At 62.8% G+C, this 25,268-nt stretch carries 22 protein-coding genes; 9 read left to right on the top strand and 13 right to left on the bottom strand.

Translation table 11 applies throughout. The annotated features are described in order from the left end of the window. Positions 1-34 precede the first annotated feature (34 nt). On the bottom strand, positions 35-3,292 hold the full coding sequence (carB, locus tag R8L07_05135) for a carbamoyl-phosphate synthase large subunit (protein MDW3204907.1): 3,258 nt from the start codon (positions 3,290-3,292) through the stop codon (positions 35-37). Positions 3,293-3,441: 149 nt separating this feature from the next. On the opposite strand from carB, the gene R8L07_05130 reads away from it, so the two are divergent. Beyond that, complete coding sequence (locus tag R8L07_05130; GenBank protein MDW3204906.1) at positions 3,442-4,455, top strand: hypothetical protein; 1,014 nt, start codon at positions 3,442-3,444, stop codon at positions 4,453-4,455. Between the two features lie 24 nt (positions 4,456-4,479). On the opposite strand, the gene arsC is transcribed toward R8L07_05130, so the two are convergent. After that, entirely contained in the window at positions 4,480-4,827 is a 348-nt protein-coding gene (arsC, locus tag R8L07_05125) for an arsenate reductase (glutaredoxin) (GenBank protein MDW3204905.1), read from the bottom strand. A 66-nt stretch (positions 4,828-4,893) separates the two neighbouring features. On the opposite strand from arsC, the gene R8L07_05120 reads away from it, so the two are divergent. Then, complete coding sequence (locus R8L07_05120) at positions 4,894-6,144, top strand: NAD(P)/FAD-dependent oxidoreductase (GenBank protein ID MDW3204904.1); 1,251 nt, start codon at positions 4,894-4,896, stop codon at positions 6,142-6,144. A gap of 189 nt (positions 6,145-6,333) precedes the next feature. Beyond that, positions 6,334-7,245, top strand: a complete 912-nt coding sequence (locus tag R8L07_05115) for a DMT family transporter (protein ID MDW3204903.1) — start codon at positions 6,334-6,336, stop codon at positions 7,243-7,245. Between the two features lie 82 nt (positions 7,246-7,327). On the opposite strand, the gene R8L07_05110 is transcribed toward R8L07_05115, so the two are convergent. From R8L07_05110 to R8L07_05075, 8 genes are all read right to left on the bottom strand, one after another. Continuing rightward, positions 7,328-9,001, bottom strand: a complete 1,674-nt coding sequence (locus R8L07_05110) for a formate--tetrahydrofolate ligase (protein MDW3204902.1) — start codon at positions 8,999-9,001, stop codon at positions 7,328-7,330. 213 nt (positions 9,002-9,214) lie between these two features. Next, positions 9,215-10,072 (bottom strand): carbon-nitrogen hydrolase family protein, encoded by an 858-nt coding sequence (locus R8L07_05105; GenBank protein ID MDW3204901.1) that lies wholly within the window; start codon positions 10,070-10,072, stop codon positions 9,215-9,217. Positions 10,073-10,100: 28 nt separating this feature from the next. Continuing rightward, positions 10,101-10,364 (bottom strand): glutaredoxin 3, encoded by a 264-nt coding sequence (grxC, locus tag R8L07_05100; GenBank protein ID MDW3204900.1) that lies wholly within the window; start codon positions 10,362-10,364, stop codon positions 10,101-10,103. 121 nt (positions 10,365-10,485) lie between these two features. Continuing rightward, on the bottom strand, positions 10,486-10,878 hold the full coding sequence (gene pcaC / locus R8L07_05095) for a 4-carboxymuconolactone decarboxylase (GenBank protein MDW3204899.1): 393 nt from the start codon (positions 10,876-10,878) through the stop codon (positions 10,486-10,488). 36 nt (positions 10,879-10,914) lie between these two features. Beyond that, positions 10,915-14,280, bottom strand: a complete 3,366-nt coding sequence (locus R8L07_05090) for an efflux RND transporter permease subunit (protein MDW3204898.1) — start codon at positions 14,278-14,280, stop codon at positions 10,915-10,917. After that, on the bottom strand, positions 14,277-15,455 hold the full coding sequence (locus R8L07_05085) for an efflux RND transporter periplasmic adaptor subunit (GenBank protein MDW3204897.1): 1,179 nt from the start codon (positions 15,453-15,455) through the stop codon (positions 14,277-14,279). The genes R8L07_05090 and R8L07_05085 overlap by 4 nt, the downstream gene beginning before the upstream one ends. A gap of 19 nt (positions 15,456-15,474) precedes the next feature. Continuing rightward, complete coding sequence (locus tag R8L07_05080; GenBank protein MDW3204896.1) at positions 15,475-16,032, bottom strand: PadR family transcriptional regulator; 558 nt, start codon at positions 16,030-16,032, stop codon at positions 15,475-15,477. A gap of 182 nt (positions 16,033-16,214) precedes the next feature. Further along, on the bottom strand, positions 16,215-16,634 hold the full coding sequence (locus tag R8L07_05075; protein MDW3204895.1) for a DUF1178 family protein: 420 nt from the start codon (positions 16,632-16,634) through the stop codon (positions 16,215-16,217). Between the two features lie 100 nt (positions 16,635-16,734). On the opposite strand from R8L07_05075, the gene R8L07_05070 reads away from it, so the two are divergent. The 4 genes from R8L07_05070 to R8L07_05055 all read left to right on the top strand — a co-directional run bounded on the left by R8L07_05070 (position 16,735) and on the right by R8L07_05055 (position 20,806). Next, positions 16,735-17,283: a class I SAM-dependent methyltransferase gene (locus tag R8L07_05070; GenBank protein ID MDW3204894.1), complete on the top strand. Its 549-nt coding sequence runs from the start codon at positions 16,735-16,737 to the stop codon at positions 17,281-17,283. Between the two features lie 132 nt (positions 17,284-17,415). Beyond that, on the top strand, positions 17,416-18,954 hold the full coding sequence (locus R8L07_05065) for a trimethylamine methyltransferase family protein (GenBank protein ID MDW3204893.1): 1,539 nt from the start codon (positions 17,416-17,418) through the stop codon (positions 18,952-18,954). A 144-nt stretch (positions 18,955-19,098) separates the two neighbouring features. After that, positions 19,099-19,998, top strand: a complete 900-nt coding sequence (locus R8L07_05060; GenBank protein MDW3204892.1) for a GlxA family transcriptional regulator — start codon at positions 19,099-19,101, stop codon at positions 19,996-19,998. A 4-nt stretch (positions 19,999-20,002) separates the two neighbouring features. Then, positions 20,003-20,806 carry a crotonase/enoyl-CoA hydratase family protein gene (locus tag R8L07_05055; GenBank protein ID MDW3204891.1) on the top strand — a complete coding sequence of 268 codons (804 nt, stop codon included), beginning with the start codon at positions 20,003-20,005 and terminating at the stop codon, positions 20,804-20,806. A 10-nt stretch (positions 20,807-20,816) separates the two neighbouring features. Here R8L07_05055 and R8L07_05050 read toward each other — a convergent pair whose 3' ends face one another. Further along, positions 20,817-21,743 (bottom strand): DMT family transporter, encoded by a 927-nt coding sequence (locus tag R8L07_05050; protein MDW3204890.1) that lies wholly within the window; start codon positions 21,741-21,743, stop codon positions 20,817-20,819. 89 nt (positions 21,744-21,832) lie between these two features. Here R8L07_05050 and R8L07_05045 point away from each other — a divergent pair, with 89 nt between their 5' ends. Both R8L07_05045 and R8L07_05040 read left to right on the top strand, forming a co-directional pair. After that, positions 21,833-22,342, top strand: coding sequence for a MarR family transcriptional regulator (locus R8L07_05045; protein ID MDW3204889.1), 510 nt, complete (start codon positions 21,833-21,835; stop codon positions 22,340-22,342). A 165-nt stretch (positions 22,343-22,507) separates the two neighbouring features. Continuing rightward, positions 22,508-23,305, top strand: coding sequence for a ferredoxin--NADP reductase (locus R8L07_05040; GenBank protein MDW3204888.1), 798 nt, complete (start codon positions 22,508-22,510; stop codon positions 23,303-23,305). Positions 23,306-23,318: 13 nt separating this feature from the next. Here R8L07_05040 and R8L07_05035 read toward each other — a convergent pair whose 3' ends face one another. Both R8L07_05035 and fmt read right to left on the bottom strand, forming a co-directional pair. Next, a complete protein-coding gene (locus tag R8L07_05035) occupies positions 23,319-24,308 on the bottom strand; it encodes a 2-dehydropantoate 2-reductase (GenBank protein MDW3204887.1) in 990 nt (329 codons plus the stop codon). Between the two features lie 27 nt (positions 24,309-24,335). Beyond that, positions 24,336-25,265, bottom strand: a complete 930-nt coding sequence (gene fmt / locus R8L07_05030; protein MDW3204886.1) for a methionyl-tRNA formyltransferase — start codon at positions 25,263-25,265, stop codon at positions 24,336-24,338. Positions 25,266-25,268: the final 3 nt, after the last annotated feature.

Here is a 25,268-nt window from a genome sequence, read left to right as displayed (position 1 = left end):
GTGAGATAGCCCCGCGTCTGTCGGGAAAGACCCCTCAAGCCGAACGCTTAAAGTACGATTGAAGGGGCGCGACTTCAAGGGTTCCTTGTTTCAGCGTCTGGATCGCCAGGGCCGCGGCGCGGACCCCCGCGACGGTCGTGTAATAGGGGACTCCCATGCTCAGCGCGGCCTGCCGCAGGGAGAAACTGTCCTCCAATGCCTTGCGGCCCTCGGTCGTGTTGAAAATCAGCTGCACTTCGCCGTTGATGATCGAATCGACGATATGGGGCTGACCTTCCAGCACCTTGTTGATGTGCCGGACCGGGACGTCGTTTTCCTCCAGGAAGCGCGCCGTGCCGCCGGTCGCAATCAGCGACAGGCCGCATTCCGCCATCATGCGGGCGGGTTCCAGAATCGCCGGCTTGTCGCTGTCCTTCACCGACACGAAGATCGTACCGGAGGCCGGAAGATCCGCACCGCAGGCGAACTGCGCCTTGGCGAAGGCATGGGCGAAATCGACATCCAGCCCCATGACTTCGCCGGTCGATTTCATTTCCGGACCCAGGATGACGTCGACGCCCGGGAAACGCTTGAACGGGAAGACTGCTTCCTTGACCGCGATGTGATCGCCCAGCGCATGCGGTTCCAGATCGAAGGCGCCCAGCTTCTCGCCGGCCATGACACGCGCGGCGATCTTCGCGATGGGAACGCCGGTCGCCTTGGCGACGAAGGGTACCGTGCGGCTGGCGCGCGGGTTGACCTCCAGAATATAGACCGTGCCGTCCTTGACCGCGTACTGAACATTCATCAGGCCGACGACCTGCAGCGCCTTCGCCAGCGCTTCGGTCTGGCGTTTCATGTCGTCGACGATCTCGACCGGCAGCGAATAGGGCGGCAGGGAGCAGGCGCTGTCGCCGGAGTGAATGCCGGCTTCCTCAATATGCTCCATGACCCCTGCAACATGGACGGTCTCGCCGTCCGACAGGGCGTCGACATCGACCTCGATAGCGTCCTTCAGGTAGAAGTCGATCAGCACCGGGCTCTTGCCGGAAACCTGCACGGCCGAATTGATGTAGCGTCGCAATTCGCCCTCGTCATGGACGATTTCCATGGCGCGTCCGCCCAGAACATAGGACGGGCGGATGACGACGGGGTAGCCGATATCCGTGGCGATGGCGATCGCCTGCTCCTCGGACGTCGCAATGCCGTTCGGCGGCTGACGCAGATCCAGCTCCTGCAGCAGCCGCTGGAACCGTTCGCGGTCCTCGGCCAGGTCGATGGCATCCGGCGACGTGCCCAGGATCGGGATCCCCGCCTGTTCCAGCGCACCGGCCAGTTTCAGCGGTGTCTGGCCCCCGAACTGCACGATCACGCCTTTGACTTCGCCTTTCGCCTGTTCCTTGCGGACCAGTTCGATGACGTCCTCGGCGGTCAGCGGCTCGAAGTAAAGCCGATCCGACGTGTCATAATCGGTCGAGACGGTTTCCGGGTTGCAGTTGACCATGATCGTCTCGAAGCCGGCATCGGCCAGGGCGTACGAGGCATGGACACAGCAATAGTCGAATTCGATCCCCTGACCGATCCGGTTCGGGCCGCCCCCCAGAATGACCACTTTCGTGCGGTCGGTGACGTCCGCCTCGCATTCCGGTTCGGTCAGGCCATCGCCTTCGTAGCAGGAATACATATAGGGCGTTTCGCTGGGGAATTCCGCGGCGCAGGTGTCGATGCGCTTGTAGACCGGCCGCACGTTCAGCTCGTCCCGCAGCGCAAAGACGGCACTTTCCTCCTGGCCGCTCAGCTCCGCCAGACGGGCGTCCGAGAAGCCCATCTTCTTGAGCCGCAGCAGGCTCTGGCGGTCCTTCGGCAGGCCGTCCGCGCGCACCGCTGCCTCGGCCTGCACAATGCCTTCGATCTGTGCCAGGAACCAGCGGTCGATCTTGTTGGCCTTGTAGATTTCTTCCAGCGTCATGCCCTGGCGGAAGGCCTGGGCGACCTTCAGCAACCGATCCGGCAGCGGCTTGGAAATCGCGGCGCGCCAGGCATCCTTGTCGTCGCCGATTTCAATTTCGTTCAGACCGGTCAGCCCGGTTTCCATGGACCGCAGGGCCTTCTGCAGGCTTTCCTGGAAGGTCCGGCCGATCGACATCGCCTCGCCGACCGATTTCATGGAGGTGGTCAGCGTCGGATCGGCGCCGGCAAACTTCTCGAAGGTGAAGCGCGGCATCTTGGTGACGACATAGTCGATCGACGGTTCGAAGCTCGCCGGGGTCACCTTGGTGATGTCGTTGTCCAGCTCGTCCAGCGTATACCCGACGGCCAGTTTGGCCGCGACCTTGGCGATCGGGAAACCGGTCGCCTTGGATGCCAGGGCGGAGGATCGGGAGACGCGCGGGTTCATCTCGATCACGACCAGGCGGCCGTCGTCCGGGTTCACCGCGAACTGCACGTTCGATCCGCCGGTATCCACGCCGATCTCGCGCAGGCAGTTGATCGAGGCGTTGCGCATGATCTGGTATTCTTTGTCGGTCAGCGTCAGCGCCGGGGCGATGGTGATCGAATCGCCGGTATGCACGCCCATCGGATCGATATTCTCGATCGAACAGATGATGATGCAGTTGTCGTCCTTGTCGCGGACGACCTCCATCTCGAATTCCTTCCAGCCCAGTACCGATTCCTCGACCAGCACCGTATGGACTGGCGACGCGGCCAAGCCATCCTTCACCAGCTTCTGGAACTCTTCCTTGTTGTAGGCGATGCCGCCGCCGGTGCCGCCCATGGTGAAGGACGGGCGGATGATCGCCGGCAGCTTGACGTAGTCCAGCGCCAGCATGGCCTCTTCCAGGGTGCCGATCTGGCGCGAACGCGGGCTTTCAAGGCCGATCTTGTCCATCGCCTCGCGGAACCGCTGCCGGTCCTCCGCCTTGTCGATGACATCGGCGTCGGCTCCGATCATCTCGACATTCAGCAGGTCCAGCACGCCGCGCTTTTCCAGTTCCAGCGCCGTGTTCAGCGCGGTCTGTCCGCCCATTGTCGGCAGCAGGACCAGTTTCTCGTCCGGATGTTCCTGGCGTTCGCGCTTCAGAACCTTGGCGACCATTTCGGGGGTGATCGGTTCGATATAGGTCGCATCCGCCGTTTCCGGGTCGGTCATGATCGTCGCCGGGTTGGAGTTCACCAGCACGACGCGGTAGCCCTCCTGCTTCAGCGCCTTGCACGCCTGGGTGCCGGAATAGTCGAATTCGCAGGCCTGACCGATCACGATGGGGCCGGCCCCGATGATCATGACGGCGTCGATATCTGTACGTTTGGGCATGGGCAAACGCGCCTCCGGAAATGCGAAGCGTTGATACGGCAGTGCGACCCTGTGGGCTAGGCGGGTTCTCTACACGAAGCGCCCCGGCATGGAAAGCGCGGGATGGCGGATTTCTTGCCAAATATCGCCCCCGTGTGGGATTGTCGCGGATGCGATTTTTACGCGATGTTTTCGTTGCCCCTTGCGCCGCCGCGGTTTTGCTGACCGTGAGTGCGGGCTTCCCGGCTGTCCGGGCGGAGGAATTGTCGGACTCGCAACGCTGGGCGTGGCAGCTCATCAGCCAGTTTTCATATGGCGCACTGATCCGGCAGGAAGGGTTCGATCCCATTCGGATTGCCTATGGGCCGGAGCTGGCCTGCGGAGAGACCGGTGCCGATCCTGCGTCTTGCCGCAACCTCGACCGCTTGCCGGCGGCGGTGGAAACCGCCGCGCGTTGGTGGGACGGCAAGCGTGCCGGCGAGGCCGATTTCCTGGACGAAGCGCCGACCGATGCGCTGCGTGACATGGCCGGGATGTTCCGGGACCTGGAGTGGGCTATTGCCGAAATGGCATTGTCGGTACCTGCCAAGGGCGACCTTGATCGTCGGGCGGAACAAATCTGGCGCCATTCCATCCTTCTGCTCGGTGCTGAGCGGCTTCTGCTCGATGCCCAGCTCGAACGCGTTGGTTACTGGTCAGATGGCGTGAAGTCGTTGGTGGAGGCAAGAGATTTGGGTGGTGCCGCGTCGGCAATGATGAAGGCCACGGCGTACATGGCGATATCTCACAGACTGGCAATCCTCTGCGCGCGAATCGACCCGGACCGGCAGGACCGTCTGTGTCTCAGTCTGCTGCGCTTCGACGACAGTTACGACTTCGCTGCAAAACGATATGGTGAAAGTGTGCTCGAGGACCTGAAACAGGTCGACCGCTTCTGGGCTCTTCTGGACGCGGAAATCGAGCGTAACCCGGATTGGTTCTGGGTTTATGAACTGGAGATCTTGGAACGCTATCGAATAGGTACCGTAGCGCTGAAACGGGCTCATGCGTCGGATTCCGAACTCCTAGAAGACCTGGCCAGCCTGCCGCAAGACACCGACGCCGAAGTCGCCGCCGGACTGGAGCGGCGCTTCGGAGCTCCTACCAAATATCGCTGGGCCGCGAACGGGAACGATGTCCGTTGATTGAACCGGGGTGGCCGCTCGGTCTCAAACGATCTCCAGCACCCCTTCCGGCGGGCGGCCGATCCTGGCCTTGTCGCCGTTCAGGACGATGGGGCGTTCGATCAGGATCGGGTTGTCGGCCATGGCCTGGATCAGGGCGTCCTCATCGGTGACGTCCTTCAGGCCCAGCTCCTTGTAGACCGTCTCGCCCCGGCGCATCAGGTCGCGGGCGCTGGCGAGGCCGAGCCGGGCGACCAGGGCGCGGATCGTGGCGGCGTCGGGCGGGGTTTCCAGATAAAGCACGATTTCCGGCTCGATGCCCTTTTCCTGCAGCAGGCCGAGCGTCTGGCGCGATTTGGAGCAGCGCGGATTGTGATAGATCGAGACGGACATCTTGAGACTCCCGGACCGTAGGTTATGTAGGGCGCTCTAGTGTCGTTTTGTCGGAGGCGTGGTCAAGTGTCGAAAAGCGTGGATTGGGATCTGATCGTCGTGGGTGCCGGGGCGGCGGGAATTGGCGCCGGGCTGACCGCGCGGGCGGCCGGTCTGAAGGTGCAGATCCTGGAGGCTGCGGACCGGATCGGCGGCCGGGCGCATACCGTCCGGGATCATGGCATCGCCTACGATCTGGGCTGCCATTTCCTGCACTGCGCGTCACGCAACCCGTTTTCGTTGGCCGCCCTGGCTCGGGGTGAGATCTTGACGATGCATCACACCCACGACAGCTTTCCGCCCACGCTGTATCGTGACGGTGCCCTTCAGAACGAGGAAACCCGCGCCGCCTGTGCCCGGTATTACGGTGAATGCCATGACCGAGCCCTGGCGGCGGAGAGGGATGTTTCCGTCGAGGATGTGATCGACAGCACTTCGCCCTTTCATGACTTCTATGTCGGATGGTCCGGGGCGATGGTCGGCGTCCCGCCCGATCGCGTCTCGACGGAGGATCTCAAGGAATACTCCGAGACGGAAGAGGACTGGCCGGTTCGGGATGGATACGGCGCCCTGATCTGCAGTTTCGCAGAGGGCTTGCCCATTCGCACGGGCTGCAAGGTGACGGCGATCGATCGCAGCGGCAAGGACGTGCGGGTGGAAACGGTGGATGGCACCCTGACGGCGCGGTCCGTGGTGGTGACCGTCTCTCCGGAGGTGCTGCGATCCGGGTCGATCCGCTTCACGCCGGACCTGCCGGAATCGGTGCGTGCGGCGCTGGACGATGTGCGCCTGGGCTTCGCGGAGCGGGTGGCGCTGTTCACCAACGGCCCGGTCATGGATCCGCCGGTGATTGCCCATGTCATGCCCCGGGCGGGGCATATGATCGGAATCAACTTCCATGAATTCGGCCAGAACACGATCGGTGGCTATCTGGCCGGGGACCTAGCGGCAGACCTTGCCCGGGAGGGAGGGCGCGCGGCGCTGATCGACTATACCCTGCAGGCCGCGGTGGAAATCCTGGGCAGCGATATGAAGCGCAGGATCCTCGGCAGCGTGTCGAGCTGCTGGTCGACCGATCCCAACATCCTGGGCGGCTATTCGGCCGCTCTGCCGGGACGATTCAGCGCAAGAGCCGCCCTGCGCGCGCCCTTCGACGACCGCCTGATCCTCGCCGGTGAGGCCTGCTCCCCCGACTATTTCAGCACCGCCCACGGCGCCTATATCTCGGGCACGGAGGCGGTGTCCCGCATGCTGCAGGGCGGGTTGCGGGCAGCGTAGTTGGCGTCCCAAACAGTTGTATTGGCAAGTCCGCGGTGCAGCAATTCATGACCGCCATTGTTCGCCTGTAACGGTGACGATTGTTCTGAAGGAACCCAGGTGTCTCAACTGATCGGGGCTGCCGCGGCTTGGTTTTGGTTCGAAGCGGAATAGACTGACAGTTCGGTATGCGATGCGGGTGACATGCAGGTGTCGACGGATAGTGAGAGGCGCAGGGCCAATCTGCGCGGCATGGGGTGGATGTTTCTGTCCGGCCTGTGCTTTTCGGCGATGCATGCGTCGATCCGGCATGTCGGTGAGACGATTCATCCGTTCGAGATCGCTTTCTTTCGCAATCTGTTCGGCTTCGCGGCGCTGACGCCGTTGTTCCTGCGCTATGGACTGGCGCCGCTGAAGGCAAGGCGGCCGGGGCTATTGGGGCTGCGCGCGGTCATCAATCTGTTTGCCATGCTGGCCTATTTCACGGCGCTGACCCTGACGCCGTTGGCCGATGTCGCCGCCCTGGGCTTTACCGCGCCGATTTTCGCAACCGGTCTGGCGGCGCTGATCCTCAAGGAGGTGGTGGGCTGGCGTCGGGGAACGGCGATTGCCGTCGGCTTCATGGGGGCGATGATCGTCATCCGGCCGGGTTTCTCGACCGTCGAGCTGGGCCATGTTCTGGTGTTGGGATCGGCGCTGCTCTGGGCCTGCGCCATGCTGGTGATCAAGCGGGCGTCGCAATATGACAGCTCGTTGACCATTACCCTCTATATGGGATTGATGATGACGCCCCTGTCGCTGCCTTTCGCCCTGACGGTCTGGACCTGGCCACAGGGCGGGGAGTGGCTTTGGCTGATCGTCATCGGTGCGCTGGGCGGTGCCGCGCAATGGGCACTGACCGAGGCGCTGCGCCAGGGCGAGACGGCGGTCGTCATGCCGGTCGATTTCTTCAAGCTGATCTGGGCCGCCGTGCTGGGCTTCGTCTTCTTTCAGCAGCAGCCGGGCCTGTTCACCTTCCTGGGCGGCGCGGTGATCTTTTCCGCCGCCACCTATATCGCCCTGCGCGAATCCCGCCTGCGCCGGCCGCCGCCGCCCCCTGCCGCGCGCAGCACGCCGGGCTGACCTCCCCCTGCTGATCCGGACAAAGAAAAAGGGGAGGCCGGAGCCTCCCCTTTCCCAAACCGTTGGACCCGAACTTTGCGGATCAGAACAGGCCCTGGATCAGGCCGGCATCGTCCAGCTTGATCGAGTTCGCGGCGGGTTTCCGCGGCAGGCCCGGCATGGTCATGATCTCGCCGCAGATCGCGACGATGAAGCCGGCCCCGGCCGACAGGCGTACTTCGCGGACCGGAACGACATGGCCCGACGGGGCGCCCCGCAGATTCGGGTCGGTGGAGAAGCTGTACTGCGTCTTTGCCATGCAGACCGGCAGGTTGCCGTAGCCTTCCTCTTCCCACTGATGCAGCTGATCGCGAACCTTCTTGTCCGCGATGGCTTCCTCCGCGCCGTAGATTTCGCGGCAGACGGTATTGATCTTCTCGAACAGCGGCATGTCGTCGTCATAGAGCGGACGGAACTGGGCGTGACCGCCGTCGATCAGGCCGACCACCTTGTTGGCCAGTTCCTCGGTGCCTTCGGAGCCCTTGCCCCAGTGCTCGCAGACCACCGCTTCGACGCCCAGCGTCTTGGTGAATTCCTGGATCGCCTGCAGTTCGGCCTCGCTGTCCTTGATGAAGCGGTTGATGCCGACCACCGCCGGGACACCGAACTTGCCGACATTGCGAATGTGCCGGCCAAGATTGGCGAGACCCTTCTTCACGGCCTCGACATTCTCTTCGCCCAGCTGATCCTTCGGCACGCCGCCATGCATCTTCAGGGCGCGAACCGTGGCGACGATGACCACCGCTTCCGGCGACAGGCCGGCCTTGCGGCATTTGATGTCGAAGAATTTCTCGGCGCCCAGATCGGCACCGAATCCGGCTTCGGTCACGACATAATCGGCGACCTTGAGGGCCGATTTGGTGGCGGAGACCGAGTTGCAGCCATGGGCGATGTTGGCGAAGGGGCCGCCATGGATGAAGGCCGGGTTGTTTTCCAGCGTCTGCACCAGGTTCGGCATCAGTGCGTCCTTCAGCAGGACCGTCATCGGGCCCTCCGCCTGCAGGTCGCGGGCCAGGATCGGCTTCCGGTCGCGGGTATAACCGACGACGATGCGGCCCAGGCGCTCCTGAAGATCCTTCAGGCCGTCGGCCAGGCAGAAGATCGCCATGACTTCCGAGGCGACGGTGATGTCGAAGCCGGTCTGACGCGGGAAGCCGTTGGCAACGCCGCCCAGCGAGACGACCGTGTCGCGCAGGGCGCGGTCGTTCATGTCCATGACGCGACGCCAGGCCACGCGGCGCTCGTCGAAGCCCAGCTCGTTGCCCCAGTAGATATGGTTGTCGATCAGCGCCGAAAGCAGGTTATGGGCGGAGGTGATGGCGTGGAAGTCGCCGGTAAAGTGCAGGTTGATGTCCTCCATCGGGACAACCTGGGCATAGCCGCCGCCGGCTGCGCCGCCCTTCACACCGAAGCACGGACCGAGCGACGGTTCGCGCAGGCAGATCATGGCCTTCTTGCCGATGCGGTTCAGGCCGTCACCCAGGCCGACCGTGGTGGTGGTTTTGCCTTCGCCCGCCGGGGTCGGCGAGATCGCGGTGACAAGGATCAGCTTGCCGTCCGGCTTGCCCTTCAGCGAGTCCAGATAGGCGAAGCTCATCTTGGCCTTGTTCGGGCCGTACTGCATCAGCTGCTCAGCCGGAATGCCCAGCTTCGCGCCGACCTCGGTGATCGGCAGCATCTTCGCTTCGCGGGCGATTTCAATATCGGACTTGCTCATTCTCCATCCCACCTTTCGATTGGCACATCGGGGCATCGTGCGGGGAAGACGGATTGCGATTCGGCTCCCCCAAGTCGATCGTGCAGTATTGCTAGGGGCAACGCGGGCCCGTTGAGCGCGCTCCCGCGACTTCTTTTGCGTTTAACACGACATGACGGTGTCGCGGACCCGATGACGGGGCTGCGCTGTCGAAATCGCGACATCCACAGTGGATCACTCGGCCGCGGCGTCCAGGCCGGTCGGGCTCGGTTTGTCATAGGGCAGGTCGTTGGTCAGCGACGGAACCATGGCGCGGACCTCGTCGACCCGGTCGAGGTCGATTTCCGCCAGCACGACACCCGGTTCCGGGCCGCCGTCGGCCAGGATTTCGCCCCAGGGGTCGATGACCAGCGCATGGCCGAAGGTCTTGCGGCCGTCTTCATGGTCGCCGCATTGCGCCGGCGCGATGACAAAGCAGCCGTTCTCGATGGCGCGGGCGCGCAACAGCGTGTGCCAATGCGCCTGGCCGGTCGTGCGGGTAAAGGCCGCCGGCACCGCCAGGATACGAGCGCCAGCCTTGGCGAGGTCGCGAAACAGATGCGGGAACCGCACATCGTAGCAGACCGCCATGCCATATCCGCCCCAGGGCGTGTCGACGAGGGTGGCGTGATCGCCCGGTCGGAAGCCGTTGCTCTCGCGGTAGCTTTCGCCATTCGCCAGATTGACGTCGAACATGTGGATCTTGTCATAGCGGCCGCGAATCTCGCCGTCGGGCCCGATCAGAAAACCGCGATTGGCGAAACGCGCGTCGTCGGACAGTCGGATCATCAGCGACCCGGCATGCAGCCAGATACCGAGTTCCTTCGCCAGGGTGCGATAGGCTGCAAGGGAGGGGTCGTCGGATTCCAGCGCCGCGACCTTCCGGGATTCGTCGCGGTTCACCTGCATCAGGTTCACCACCTCCGGCAGGGCCACCAGTTCGGCGCCCCTGGCCGCGGCGTCACGGATCATGGCGCTGGAGATTTCGATGTTGCGATCGACCGATGTGGTCGACGTCATCTGTACCAGTCCGACCTTCAGCGTGTTCGTCATTGCTTTCGCCCTCCCCGTCGAAATTGCTCTAGGCGGCTTCGCCCAGCATCTTATCCAGGCTGCCGTCGGCCTCGGCCGCCATCAGATCGTCGCAACCCCCGACAAGCTTGTCGTCGATGAAGACCTGCGGGACGGTCTGCGCCCCTTTGCTGCGCTTCTCCATCTCGGCCTTGCGGCCATCCTCTGCCCAGATGTCGTATTCGGAGTAACTGATGCCCTTGCTGTCCAGCAGCTTCTTCGCGCGGTAGCAGAAACCGCACATCGGGCGGGTGTAAATCTCAACAACGGCCATTCTTCGGCTCTCCCAATGATAGGCGACGGGGCGCCGGATGGTGGCGCCGATCTACCCGCAAGATTGTATGCCAAACCCGAAATGTCCAGTGCAGCCCCCGGCGGCAGGGGCGGGCGTACGGTCATTCCTTGGGGATGTCGACACCCATTTCTTCCAGCACTTCGGTGGCGATCTTGAAGCCTTCCAGGGCTGCCGGTACGCCGCAATAGATCGCGACCTGCAGCAGAATCTCCTGCATCTCCGCCGGGCTGACCCCATTGTTCACCGCGCCACGCAGGTGAATTTTCAGCTCATGCGGCCGGTTCAGCGCGCACAGCATGGCGATGTTCAGCATGGACCGCGTGTGCCGGGACAGGCCCGGACGGCCCCAGACATGCCCCCAGCAATAGCCGGTCACCAGTTCCTGAAACGGCATGTTGAAGGAGTTGGCGTTCTCCAGCGACTTGTTGACGTAATCCTCGCCAACCACCGCCTTGCGGATCTCCAGCCCCTTTTCAAACAGTTCCTTGTCCATCTTTGCCTCCCGGTTCTCTATTTTCCGGGACGCAGCCTATTCGGCAGGGCTGGCTTCGGCAATCGACCCCTTGCGTCTGCCGCGTCGGCGGGCCAGCGCATTGGAAATGTCGGCCCGCAACTGCAGCCAGCACGGCGTGACCAGCAGGGTCAGCAGCGTCGCAAAGGCGAGACCGAAGACGATCGCTGTGGCCAGTTGCACCCACCATTGCGTCGATGGGGCGCCTTGCGATACCTCGCGGGTGACAAAGTCGATATTGGTCTGAAGCACCATCGGCAGCAGGCCGAGGATCGTCGTCACCGTGGTCAGCATCACCGGCCGCAGGCGCTGTGCCCCTGTTCGCAGGATCGCGTCCCGCGCCGTGGCCGATGATTTCTTCAGCCGGTCGAATGTGTCGATCAGGACGATGTTGTTGTTCACCACGATCCCCGCCAGCGCGATTACCCCGATGCCGCTCATCACGATTCCGAAGGGTTCCTGGATGACCATCAGGCCGATCAGCACGCCCACGGTCGACATGATCACCGCGAACAGGATCAGGAACGCGGAGAAGAAGCTGTTGAACTGTGTCACGAGGATGATCGCCATCAGGAACAGCGCAATGGCGAAGGCTTTCATGAGGAACTGCTGGGCTTCCTGCTGTTCCTGGTCTTCGCCCTTGAATTCAACCGTCACACCTTCCGGCAGTGGATTGGTTTCCAGCCAACTGCGCAGGTCATTGACGAAATCGTTCGGCAGCAGTCCCTCTTCGACATCCGCCTTCACGAAGGCGATGCGGGACCCGTCGACCCGGCGCAGGATACCGGTATTCTGCTTGGCAGTACGGGTGACAAAGTTGCCGGCCGGAACGCGCCCCTGGTCCGTGTTGACCCGCAGCCGGTCCAACTGGTCGATTGACCGGTACTGCTCGGGGAATCGGGCCGGGATATCGATCTCCTCATCCGAATCGTCCGGCCGGTAGTCGGACATCTTCAGACCGTTGGTGACCAGTTCGATAAAGCTGCCCAGGACGGCGACATTGGCACCGAACTTGGAGGCCTGCGCGCGGTCGACGCTGTATTCCCATTGAATGCCTGGGATCGGGTTCGAATCCTCGATGTCGATCAGGCCGTCCATGCCGTCGAAATGTGCGCGGGCGATCTCAACCGCTTCGTCCAGAACCGCGGGGTTTCTAGCGCTCATCTGCAGGTGCACCGGCTTACCGGTCGGCGGGCCCTGTTCCTCCTGCCGGATCTCAATGACGATTCCCGCCAGATGGGCGGTGCGTTCGCGAATTTCCGCCTTGATCTCGGCGGCGGGGCGGCGCTGGCTCCATTCGACGAACTCGATCGTGATCTTGCCGATGATGTCTTCGGCCTCGTCGTCGCGCACCTCGAAATTGCCGCTGGAGGTGTAGATCGACTGGAATTCGCCGGTCTCGTCACCGATGGCCAGGATTTCGCGCTCCACCTCGGCGGTCAGCGTGTCCTTCTCGTCGACCGACAGATTGCCGCGGCCGTGGACGTTGACGATCATCAGCTTGGGTTCGATCTCGGGGAAGAACTCGACGCCCTTGCCGATGGTGCCATAGGCCATGATGGTGCCAACCAGGGTGCCGGCCGCCAGCAACAGAACAAGCCAAGGCGCCCGCAGCGCCAGGGACAGGGTCTTTACGTAGATTCCCGTCACGCCGCGGACCGAATTCGGGTCCATGGTCGCGTCGACGCCGTCATCCTTGCCGGAAGGGGCTGCCAGGGCGCGGGCATTGGCGTTGTCCACTTCGTGCCGCTCCAGCAGGCGTCCGGCAATGCCGCCCAGCCAAACACCGAGGACCAGACCGATGATGGCGGCGGGCAGGGCGAAGACGGGGCCCATCTCGGTAAGGCCGAACTCCCCGGCCATGCCGAACCCCATGCCGCCCAGAGCGACGGTCAGGGCAACGGTCAGGATGATCCGGGTTACCGCCGCCAGGTTTGCGCCCAGCGTCGGAATGAAGATCAGCGCCATGGCCAGCGACGCGGACAGCGTTGCGATCAGGGTGATCGGCAGAAACTTCATGAACTCGCCGACGACGCCGGGCCAGAACAGAAGCGGCAGGAACGCGGCAAGCGTCGTCGCGGTGGACGCGATGATCGGCCAGGCCATCCGCTTTGCTGCCAGCCCGTATGCCTGCTTCTTGTCCACGCCTTCCGAGAGCTTCCGATCGGCATATTCGGTGACGACGATGGCGCCGTCGACCAGCATGCCGACCGCCAGGATCAGCGCAAACAGGACGACCACATTCACGGTCAGGCCCAGAACCGACAGGACCATGACGCCGGCCAGGAAGGATCCGGGGATCGCCACACCGACCAGCAACCCACCGCGCAGACCCAGTGCCGCGACGACAACGATCATGACCAGCAGGATCGCCGACAGGACGTTGTTCTGCAGGTCGGTCAGCATGGTTCGGATGTCTTCGGACTTGTCGTTCGAATATCCGACCTCGACCCCGGTGGGCCAGTATTGCTTCTCGGTCTCCACGATGGCCCGGACCGCCTCAATCGTCTCGATGATGTTTTCGCCGCTGCGCTTGACGACTTCCAGGGCCAGCGCCGGCTTGCCGCCCAGGCGCGCGTAATTGACCGGGTCCTTGAACCCGCGCCGGACCTCCGCGATATCACGGATGCGCACGACGGCGTCGCCGTTGTTGATCAGCGGCAGGTCCAGAATGTCGTTCACATCCTCGAACAGGCCCGGAACCTTGATGGCAAAGCGGCCGCTGCCGGTGTCCAGCGCGCCGGCTGCGACCAGCCGGTTGGAGTTGCCGATCCGGGTCAGTAGCGCTTCCGGTTCCAGGCCGTAACTTTCGACCAGGACCGGGTCGACCAGCACCTCGACAACTTCATCGCGGTCGCCGGTGATGTTGACTTCCAGTACAGTGCCGATGCCTTCGAGCCGGTCCTGAAGGTCGCGGGCGATGCGCAGCAGGGTCCGCTCCGGCACGTCGCCGGCCAACGTGACCACAAGGACCGGGAAGAGGCTGAAATTCACTTCATTGACGGTCGGGTCGTCCGTGTCCTCCGGCAAGTCGGGACGGACCAGATCGACCTTCTCCCGGACATCGTCCAGGGCGCTGTCGGCATCGAATCCGGCCTCGAACTCCATCAGCACGTTGGCGCCGCCCTCATAGGCGGTGGAGCGCATCTCCTTCACGCCCTCGATGCCGCGCAACTCTTGTTCCATCGGTCGGACCAGCAGGCGTTCGGCGTCCTCCGGCGAAATGCCGTCATGATGCATGGAGACATAAATGATCGGGATGTTGATGTCCGGATCGGCCTCCTTGGGGATCGTGATGTAGGCCAGGGCCCCGGCAATAAGGATAAAGGCGAGTGTTCCAAGAACCGTTCGCGACCGGTTCAGGGCGGCATCGATCGGACTCACGAGGGGTCTCCGGAAGGCATGGAGCTCAGGGTCTGGGACGCGGCGGGCCGCTCTTCATAAGGCTTCTCCGCCTCACTCTCGGGGATCGGACGAACCGTCGCACCGGGCGCGACATAGGCCTGCCCCACGGTGATCAGTGTCACCGTGTCGGGCAGGCCGGACACCCACATGGCGCCCGCCGTATCCTCGACAATCTCGATCGGATAGAAGACAACCCGGTTTTCCTCGTTGACCGCCTTCACGCCGACCGCGCCGTCATCGCTGAGCGCCAACAGGGCCGGTGTGATACGGTGCGCCGATACTTCCTGCGCCGGCAGGAACACCTTGGCCGTCATGCCGTCCAGCAGCCGCGTCCCCTGATTGGCAACCTCCAGTTCGACTTCGAACGTGCGGGTGGCGCTGTCGGCCGTGGGGGCGATGCGGCTGACCAATCCGAAATGGGTCTGACCGTCCAGCAATTGAATTTCCGCCGTTACGCCCGGGTCAACGCGGGAAATCTCGCGCTCGGAGACCTGGATCGTCACGACGATCGGGTCGAAATCCGCCACGACGGCGATTTCGTCTCCGGGCTGCACGTAATCTCCAACCTCGACCGAGCGGGATTCTATGACGCCGTCGAACGGGGCCTCGACGGTGGTACGGCCCAGATCGACCCGAATTTGCTCCAGCGCCGCCTTGGCGGCTGTCAGGTTGGCTTCCGCCTCAGCGCGCTTGGATTCCGTCTGGAACCCCTTGCCGGCCAATTGTTTTGCGGCGTCATATTCTATCTCGCGCTGACGAACCAGGGATTCGGCTTCTTTCAGCTTCGCATATCGGTCATTCGCGGCCAGCTTGACGATCAGTTTTCCGGCGGTGACCTCATCGCTCACGCTGGCGCCGACTTCGACGATGCGTCCTTCGGTTTCGGCGCGCAGGACCGCGCGGCGGTCCGCCTCGGTGCGACCCGTGTAAAGCAGGACCGCGCGGTGATCCGATGCCCGGCTTTCCGCGACCCGGACCGAAGGCAGTTCCTTCTTCGCGGGTTCGGGTTCCGAGAGCGCCGGCTTCTCGGCCGTTGCTTCCCCTTCGGTCGCGGCGAAAGGATCGTCCTCCAACTGCCCGGAATAGATCCACCCCGCGGCGCCCGCCGCCAGGGCGAAGGCGATCAGAAAAGAAGGTTTGATCGGCAGTTTCATCGTTTTTTCCCAGTCTCGATCATTCCGCGGCGGTTTGCCGGCAATTGTGACATTTGCCCGCGGCGGCCACGAAGGCGTCACGGTGCTCAACCAGATAATCCAGCGCGGCCTGATAGACGGCGCAACCGAACCCGTGAACCAGACGCTGGCCCACCATCAACCCGTCCAGGCTCGAACAGTCTTTCATGGCTTCCAGCTTGTCGCGGTAGAAGTCGATCCGCGCGTCAATCACGCGCGCAATCCATTCCGGGGCCTGCCAATCGGCGAAAAACAGGATGAACAGCAGATCGGATCTGTACTTGTCCTCACCGGGGATGCGGGCACGCATTTCCTGCTCCAACCGGTCCCAGCCGGCTTCGGTCAGTCGGTACACTTTCTTTGAGGGGCGCTTTTCCTGATGTTGGGCGGTGCAGGTGACCAGCCCCTCGTCCGTCAGCTTGTTCAGCGCAGGATAGATCGAGCCGAAGCCGCCGTCCGCGAAATGGCTGAACGGGCCTTCCTCGAACGCCTTGCGGATCTCATAGCCGGACGCTTCGCCGAGGGCGAGCACACCGAGGCATGTGGTTTTTGTGTCCATCTGGGTCCCGACCGTGCGCCGCGCGCCCGTTGTTCGGGCTGCATACCCGATCCCGCGCAGTCATTTGGCACGGCGGACACATAGTACCCGCGCCGACCTATATCAAGTCAAAATATATCGGATCGATATAACTTTATTCGGGAGTTTTTGCCGAAAACGCGGCCATAAACAACCAATAGGCGTTAGTTGTCCTTGGCTTCCTCGATCCAGGGGATTTTCGCGATGGGGATTCCTTCTTCCGCCAGGGATTCCGCTTCTTCGCTGGTCGCTTCGCCATAGATGCCGCGCGCCTCGCTTTCACCGTAGTGAATCTTGCGGGCTTCCTCGGCGAACCGGTCGCCGACATGTTCGTGGGTGGATTCCACCGTGCGCCGGAATTCGCGCAGAATTTCCCGCATCTTGCTGGCGGCTTCGGTCTGTGCGGCGGTCTGGCTGCGGCTGGACGAGATGTTCGGTCGGCTCAGCGCCTTTTCGACCTTGCGGCTGCCGCATATCGGGCAGTCGATCTTCTTCTGGGCGATCTGGTCCTCGAATGCGGCTGAATCCTTGAACCAGCCCTCGAATTCATGGTCCTTTGCGCAGCGAAGGTTGAACGAAATCATATCGGTCGACCATATTTTCGTTACCCCTTGAAGGGGCCTTGTTTCTGATTTGGCCCTAAATGCCGTGGCTTGCAAGCCATCTGATACGAAAGGCGGGATCATGACAGATCATCTGACCCAGCGTCATGCCGGGTTCACAGCGCCAAGTTCCTGGATCGAACGCTGGGCCGGGCTTGTCCCCCCGGGTGCCCCGGTCCTGGATCTAGCCTGCGGGAACGGGCGTCACGGCAGGCTGTTTCTGGGCCGTGGTCACGAGACCGTCTTCCTCGACAAGGATACCACGGCCGTCGCGGATCTGGCCGGTACTGCCGGCGCGGACATCCGGGAGGTGGACCTGGAGGGTGGCCGGCCGTTCCCCCTCGCCGGCCGCCGCTTCGGCGCGGTGATCGTGACCTGCTATCTGCATCGTCCCATTCTGCACGATATCGTTGCCGCCGTCGCGCCGGGTGGCGTTCTTCTCTATGAGACCTTCGCGAAGGGAAACGAGGCCTATGGGCATCCTGCGCGGGAGGCGTATCTTCTGGAGGAAGGCGAATTGCTTCGCGCCGTCGACGGCAAACTGACTGTCCGGGCTTACGAGCATGGCTATGATGACGTGCCGAAGCCGGGCATCCGTCAGCGCATTTGCGCAGTGCATCCGGCCGGCTAAGGCTTGGTCGCGTTCAAAACAAACGGCAAAAACAAGCAATTCATGTCGCGAACCGAATACTGAGATGTTGGGACTGGGAGATTCTAGAGGGCAATAACGCTTCGGCGCATTGTCTTAGGGAGATCCATCAGTATGGCCCGAACATCCGGCCGGCGCGCGATGCGCGAACGGCGCGGCAAGTCCGCCGGTATCAAGCAGCTTCCCTGGTACCAAAGCCTGCGCAACCCATTTCCGCCCATGTGTCCGTTGTCGGCCGATCAGGTCGAAGCGATCCATGAGGCCAGCCTGGACGTCATCGAACGTGAGGGGCTGGAGGTGAACGGAGACCGGGCGCTGGACCTCTACGCCGCAGCCGGGGCCGAGGTGGACCGTGCCAATGAAAAGGTGAAGATGGACCGGGCGCTGGTGATGGAGTTGATGGCGCATGCGCCGTCGGAATTCATCCTGACGCCGCGCAACCCGGATCATGCCATCGTCGTCGGCGGCGATCATATCAATTTCGGTCTGGTTTCCGGGCCGCCGAATGTGCACGACGCGATCCGCGGGCGTCGCGTGGGCAACTTCGCCGATTACGTGACGCTGGCCAAGTTCGCGCAGTTCTTCAATTGCATCCGGTTTCTGGGTAATCAGGCCGTGGCACCGACGGATCTGCCGGCCAACACCCGCCACATGGATTCGACCCGGGCCAATGTCGTCTTTACCGACAAGGCCTTCAATCATCAGCTGATCGGCGCGGGCCGGGCCAGGGATTCCTGCGAGATCGTGGCACGGGCCTGCGGCAAGTCGCTGGACGCATTGATGGAGACACCCGCCTGTATCGGCAACATCAATGTCAACAGCCCGCGCAAGCTGGACGAACATATGGCGACGGGCGCGATCCAGATGGCTGAACTGGGGCAGGCCACGATCGTCACCCCGTTCACGCTGATGGGGGCGATGACGCCGGTGACCATGGCCGCCGCCCTGGTGCAGCAGAATGCCGAAGCCCTGTTCGCCATGTGCCTGACCCAGATCGTCCGGCCCGGCGCACCGGTCGTCTATGGCGGGTTCACGTCCAATGTCGACATGAAGTCGGGCGCCCCCGCATTCGGGACCCCGGAAAACTCCAAGGCCAATCTGGCGGGCGGGCAGTTGGCACGCTTCTACAAGGTTCCCTACCGGACCAGTGCCTGCAACGCTTCCAACACCGTCGATGCGCAGGCCACCTATGAGACGATGATGGCGATGTTCGGCGCGCTGATGGGTCACGGCAACTTCATCTATCACGCGGCCGGGTGGCTGGAAGGGGGGCTCGTCGCCTCCTTCGAAAAGGTCATGGTCGATGTCGAGATGATTCAGCACATGATCGGCATGATTCAGCCGATCGACACCGCGCCGGACGAGTTGGGGCTGGATGCCATCGCCTCGGTGCAGCCGGGCGGGCATTTCTTCGGCACCGACCATACGATGGCACGCTACGAGACGGCGTTCTACGCGCCGATCCTCAGCGACTGGACCAATAGTGAGGCCTGGGCCGCCGCCGGGGCGAAGGACACGACCCAGCGCGCGACCGACCTGTGGCAGCAGGTTCTGGAAGAGTACGAACAGCCGCCGCTCGATCCGGATCGTCTGGAATCGATCGACGCCTTCATCGCCGGACGGAAGGAAGAAATCGGTGCCGGGGAGCCATGAGGCACACCGGAATCGAATTCGTTCGACAGCGCGCAAAACGCGCTTTTGCTTTTGCGCGAAGGGATTAAGGTACCTCGCATGGTGATGCGTGGATCCGGCGAGCCCGAGCAATTCGGGTATCTTCTCCTGCCAAGCTTTTCGTTGATGGCGTTTTCCTCCGCCGTCGAACCGCTGCGCGCGGCCAATACGATTGCCGGCAAGACGATGTACGAATGGTCGCTGATTTCGATGGATGGCGAGGCGGTAACCGCATCGAACGACATCGATATCATGCCGGACCTGTCCGTCGCGACGGACAAGAGATTCGACTATCTGTTTGTTGTCGGCGGTACCGGGGCGGAGAAGATCAAGGACCCGCGGGCAATCAACTATGTGCGCAAGCTGTCCCGGATGGGGACGACCATCGGGGCGGTTTCGACGGCGCCTTATCTGCTGGCGCATGCCGGGCTGCTGGACAACCGGCGCTGCACCATCCACTGGGAGTATCTCGACGGATTCCGGGAGGATTTTCCGCATCTCGAGATTACCGACGAACTGTTCGAGATCGACGGCGGAATCGTGACCTGCTCCGGCGGCACGGCATCGATCGATCTTCTGCTGCACATGATCAGCCATTCCTATGGTCACGATCTGGCGACCCATGTGTCGGAGTGGTTCCTGCACAAGCAGATCCGTGAGCAGTCCGAACATCAGCGCATGGCGCTGCGGTTTCGTGTCGGGGTCAGTCACCCCAAGCTGCTGGGTGCGATCCAGTTCATGGAAGAGAATCTGGAGACACCGTTGGACCGGGAGGAGATCGCCGAGGCGGTCAGCCTTTCCACACGCCAGTTGGAGCGCCTGTTCCGGAAATACCTGAATTCCACGCCCCGCAAATACTATTTCGGCCTGCGCATGCAGCGGGCCCGCATCCTTTTGCGCCAGACCAGCATGTCGGTGCTGGATGTCGCCCTGGCCTGCGGCTTCGTGTCGGCCAGTCATTTTGCAAAATGTTACCGCGAGTTCTTCGGCCATTCGCCCCGCCGGGACCGCGCACCGGAGGCCTGAGATCATGAGCGAGGATCGTGTTCTGTATGACCGCGACGGGGCGGTCGTAACCCTGACCCTGAATCGGCCGGACGAATTGAATGCCTTTTCCGAGGCCCCGATGATCGAGGCGTTCCTCGGCGCGCTGGCGCGGGTGAAGGCCGATGACGGCGTGCGGTGCGTTGTCCTGACCGGAGCGGGACGTGCCTTCTCGGCGGGCGGCAACGTCAAGCACATGCGGGACAAGACCGACATGTTCTCCGGCACAACGTCGGATATCGAACGCGCCTATGCCGAAGGCATACATCGGGTGCCACCGGCATTCTGGAACCTGGAGATCCCGGTGATCGCGGCCGTGAACGGGCCCGCCTATGGCGCGGCGCTGGACCTCGTCTGCATGTGCGATATCCGATTGGCGACTCCGGCGGCGAAGTTCGGGGCGCCTTTCGTGAAGCTGGGCATTTCGCCCGGGGATGGCGCGGCGTGGTTCCTCAGCCGGATCATCGGTCTCTCGGCGGCGGCGGAGATGATCCTGACAGGGGAGCCGGCCGACGCGGAGAAAGCGAAGGAATGGGGCTTGATCTCGCGCATCGTGCCGCAGGAAAACCTGCTGACCGAGGCACATGCCATCGCCTGCCGCATCGCGGCCAATGCACCGCGTGCCGTTCAGTTGTCGAAGCGTCTGCTGCGCAAGGCCCCGCATCAGAGCCTGGAGGACCATCTGGCGATGTGTGCGTCCTATCAGGCCCTGCTGCATGGTACGGCCGATCATGCCGAGGCCGTGGCCGCGCATCTGGAAAAGCGGAAGCCGGTTTTCGACGGTTCCTAGGCGGCCCCGGTCACGCTGCGAGGCGCGGCTGTCGGATCATTGCGCGGTTCACCAGGACCAGCCCGATCGCGACCAGGATGGCGGCGATGCTCTGCTGCGTGCTGGGGATTTCCGCGAAGATCAGATAGGCCAGCGCGATGCCGGTAACCGCTGCGACCGATCCGATCTGACTCAGATAGACGGGCCCGGCCAGTTTCTGGAGCCGGAAATAGACATCATAGAGGACCGCGAAGGTGAGCGATTGCACGGCCAGCAATCCGGCGCTTTCCGCTGTCCAATCCGCAGGACCGAAATCGATTCCGAAGAACATCAGCATCGCAACCATGGTCACGGCGCCGAAAACCAGCATGCCGATCGACATCTGCATGGAATCCGCGCCTTTGGGCCAGTAGGCGCTGCGGTAGATGTTTGCGATTGCCAGGATGACCGGCACGGAGAGCGCAGCCAGAACCCAGAGATTGTAGCCGCCGTCGACGCCGGTCTTGGCCGTCGCCAGAACCGCTCCGCCCGCGACGCCGAACAGGACGCCGAGAAACTTCATGCCATCGAACCTGTCCATCCGAAGGGCCAGGGCCAGGGCGTAGGTCAGCATGAGCGGGAAGGCAAAACACAGGGCGACGAAGCCGGCGCCGACATGCTCGACCGCGGCGAAGGTGATCGCGTTGGGAATCGCAAAGAGGATACCCGAGAAGATCGCGAAGACCAGGGCGGAGCCGCCGGGAAGCGGCGTCCGTCGCCGGGCCAGTTGTCCGACGGTCTGGATGGCCGCACCGATAATCATGGACCAAAGCAGCAGGGCCAGCGGCGGCCAGGACACCGAGCCCGATGCCTTCGCCCAAATGGCCGAGAGCCCGAGCAGGGATCCCGTGGCCAGCAGCAGGCCCACGGCGTGCCACACATTCGGGCGGATTGCGGAATTCGTCTGACCTATTTTCATCGCTCCTCACGCATAGGCGGTCCGGACAGTCTGGACAACTCGATCCGCATTACTTAATATCAAGTATCTTAATAGCAAGAGATTTTGTGATGACGGATCGCGCAGCCAATGCAAGGGCCCAATGGGAGGCGGAAATCCCCGGGTTGAACCTCCTTCCGATGGAGCTTCTCGGACGTATGACCGAGGCGTCCCAGCTGATACGGGCGACATTTCTGTATCCTGTCTTCAACCAGTTCGGGTTGAAGCCGGGAGAGGTGGATGTCCTGATGACCTTGCGGCGGTCCGGCCCGCCCTATGCCCTGACGCCGACGGAGCTATACAATTCGACCATGATCTCGTCGGGCGGCATGACGGCACGGTTGGATCGGCTGGAAAAGGCCGGATTGATCGTCCGCATGCCCCATGAAACGGATCGGCGTGCCGTCCGGATTTCCCTGACGGATGACGGCAGGGATCTGATCGACCGGATGCTTCCCCTGCATGTTGCCGCACAGAGGCAGGCTGTTGCCGGACTTAGCGATGCGGAACAGCGTGCCCTCGCCGATCTACTGGCAAAGCTGCTGCAAGAGGTGTCTGCCGAAGGTCGTAATAACAAATAGAATATGTATAATTATTATTTCTACAGTTGACATGGTGGAAATTTTGCCGCATCACTTGCCTCTGGCGTATGAGGGCCCATTTGTGGTATCTCGCGAATTTGGAAATCCGGAAGTCCCCGCTGTCACGGTTGGGATGCCGGGTTTTTTTGGAAGGAGCGTCGCAAGATGGAAGTGAAGAAACAGGCCATTCCGGGTTCGGTCAACGCCGTCACGGTCGTGGATGTGCATCACTGGACCGACCGTCTGTTCTCATTCCGGGTCACTCGCCCGGATAGCTTCCGTTTCCGCTCCGGCGAGTTCGTGATGATCGGGCTAATGAAGGACGACGGCAAGCCGCTGCTGCGTGCCTACTCCATTGCCAGCCCGTCCTGGGATCACGAACTGGACTTCTTCTCGATCAAGGTTGAAGACGGGCCGCTGACCAGTCGCCTTCAGAAGATCCAGGTCGGCGATGAAATCCTGCTGGGCAAGAAGCCGACCGGCACGCTGGTGCTGGACGCCCTGCTGCCGGGCAAGACGCTGTATCTGCTGTCCACCGGTACGGGCATTGCACCTTTCGCCAGCGTCATCCGCGATCCGGAAACGTATGACCGGTTCGAGCATGTCGTTCTGACGCATACCTGCCGCGACGTGGCGGAACTCGCCTATGGCGAAAAGATCGTAAAGGACACGCTGGAAGACCCGCTGGTCGGTGAAATGGTTCAGGGTCGTCTGACCCATTACACCTCGACGACCCGTGAGGCGCATACCCATACCGGCCGCATCACGACCCTGATCGAAAACGGAAAGCTGTTCGAGGATCTGGGCCGCAAGCCGTTCAACAAGGACGACGACCGGGTCATGATCTGCGGCTCCATGGGCATGCTCCAGGACACGAAGGATCTGTGCGAGGCGGCGGGCCTGACCGAGGGCGCCAACTCCATGCCTGGCGAATTCGTGATCGAGAAGGCCTTCGTCGGTTAGGCCGACGCCGGCCCTATTTTCCGGTTTTTTCGTAACAGCCCGCGACGGCGCCGCGCAATTGCGTGAGCGCGAGTACGGAATCGATCGTCGGTGTCGGCGTTTCGGTCAGTCGACCCAGTTCCTGGACAGCGGTCACAAGCGCGTCGATTTCCATAGCCCGACCGCGCTCAAGATCCTGCAGCATGGACGTCTTGTGTGCGCCGACGGCGGCTGCGCCATCGATGCGTTTCTCGACATCGATGGCAAAGCGGACACCCAGTTTCTCACCGATCGCCTGCCCTTCTAGCATCATGGCCTTCGCGACGGCGCGCGTGCCTGGATCGGCGCAGATCTGTTCCAGGGTCGCCCCGGTCAGCGCACTGATCGGATTGAAGGACAAATTCCCCCAGAGCTTGACCCAGATCTCGTCCCGAATGCGCGGTTTGACCGGCGCTTTCAGCCCGCCGGCGCGCATCGCCTCGGCCAGGGCGGAGACGCGGTCCGATTTTTCGCCACTAGGCTCCCCCAGGGTGAATCGGTCGCCTTCGATATGACGGACAATGCCGGGCTCGGTGACCTCGCAGGCAGGATAGACGACGCAGCCGATGGCGCGTTCCGGTCCGATCCCGCGCCACTGGGCGCCCCCCGGGTCGACGCTTTCAAGCCGCGTACCGGCTAGCGGCCCCTCGATGCCATGGAAGTACCACCACGGTACCCCATTCACGGCCGTCACCACGGCGGTCCGGTCGTGAAACAGCGTTGTCATCCGGTCGGCAACGGCCGGGACCGAATGGGCCTTCAGGGCAACGATGACGTAATCCTGTGGACCGAGATCGGCGGGATTGTCCGAGGCCGCAACCGCAATGTTTCTGGTTTCTCCGCCGATATGCAGGCTGAGGCCGTTCTGCCGTATGGCCGCCAGATGAGGGCCACGAGCGACAAGACTGACATCCGCGCCGCCATCCGCCAGAGCCACGGCCATATAGCCGCCGATGGCACCGGCTCCGTAGATGCAGACCTTCATACTCAACCCTCCCCCGCGATGAAGCCGTCAGCCTAGCACGGTACCTTCGGATAGGCGCAAGCCGCGCAGGAAGTCCGCACCGGAAACAGGGCTGCGGCCGGGGCGCTGCACGCGGCGCAGGCGCAGACCGCCGGTGCCGCAGGCGATCAGCCCTTCGTCGTTCAGCACGGTTCCGGGGGCGGCGTTGCGGTCCGGCATGCCGGGCAGGGCACTCAGAAGTTTGATCCGTTCGCCGCCATGATTGAAATAGCAGCCGGGCCAGGGCGTGAGGGCACGGACGCGACGGTCGAGTTCGGCGGCGCTTTCCGACCAGTCGATCAGGCCCTCCGATTTCCGGAGCTTCTCCGCATAGGTCACACCGCCATCGGGTTGCGGCGTTGGCCGGATCGACCCGTCGACCAGACCGTCCAGAGCCTCCACGATCAAACGCGCGCCCAGATGTGCCAGGTCGTCATGCAAATCCTGCGCAGTGGCACGGTGAAGAATCTGCATGGGCTCTTCCAGGAGGACCGGGCCGGTATCCAGTCCCTCGTCCATCTGCATGATGGAAATGCCTGTTTCCTCATCCCCGGCCAGAATCGCGCGCTGGATCGGCGCGGCGCCGCGCCAGCGCGGCAGCAAGGACGCATGGATGTTCAGGCAGCCGAATTTCGGCATCTCGAGGATCGGTTTCGGCAGGATCAGGCCATAGGCGACTACTACCGCGGCATCCAGCCGCAGATCGGCAAAAGCCGCCTGAGCTTCCGGCGTTTTCAGACTGGCCGGATGGCGCACCGGGATGCCCATTTTCAGGGCCGCCAGATGCACCGGACTGGGTGTTTCCTTCTTGCCGCGGTTCGCCGGGCGCGGGGGCTGAGTATAGACGGCCTCGACCTCATGCCCCGCCCGGACAATCGCGTCCAGAGCGGGAACGGAAAACCCGGGGGTTCCCATGAAGGCCAATCTCAATTTCGTCATGAA

Source organism: Alphaproteobacteria bacterium (assembly GCA_033344895.1).
Lineage (GTDB): Bacteria > Pseudomonadota > Alphaproteobacteria > UBA8366 > Aestuariispiraceae > Pacificispira.
The sequence above is the reverse complement of the archived record's forward strand: the minus strand, read 5'-3'. Positions and strand labels throughout refer to the sequence as shown.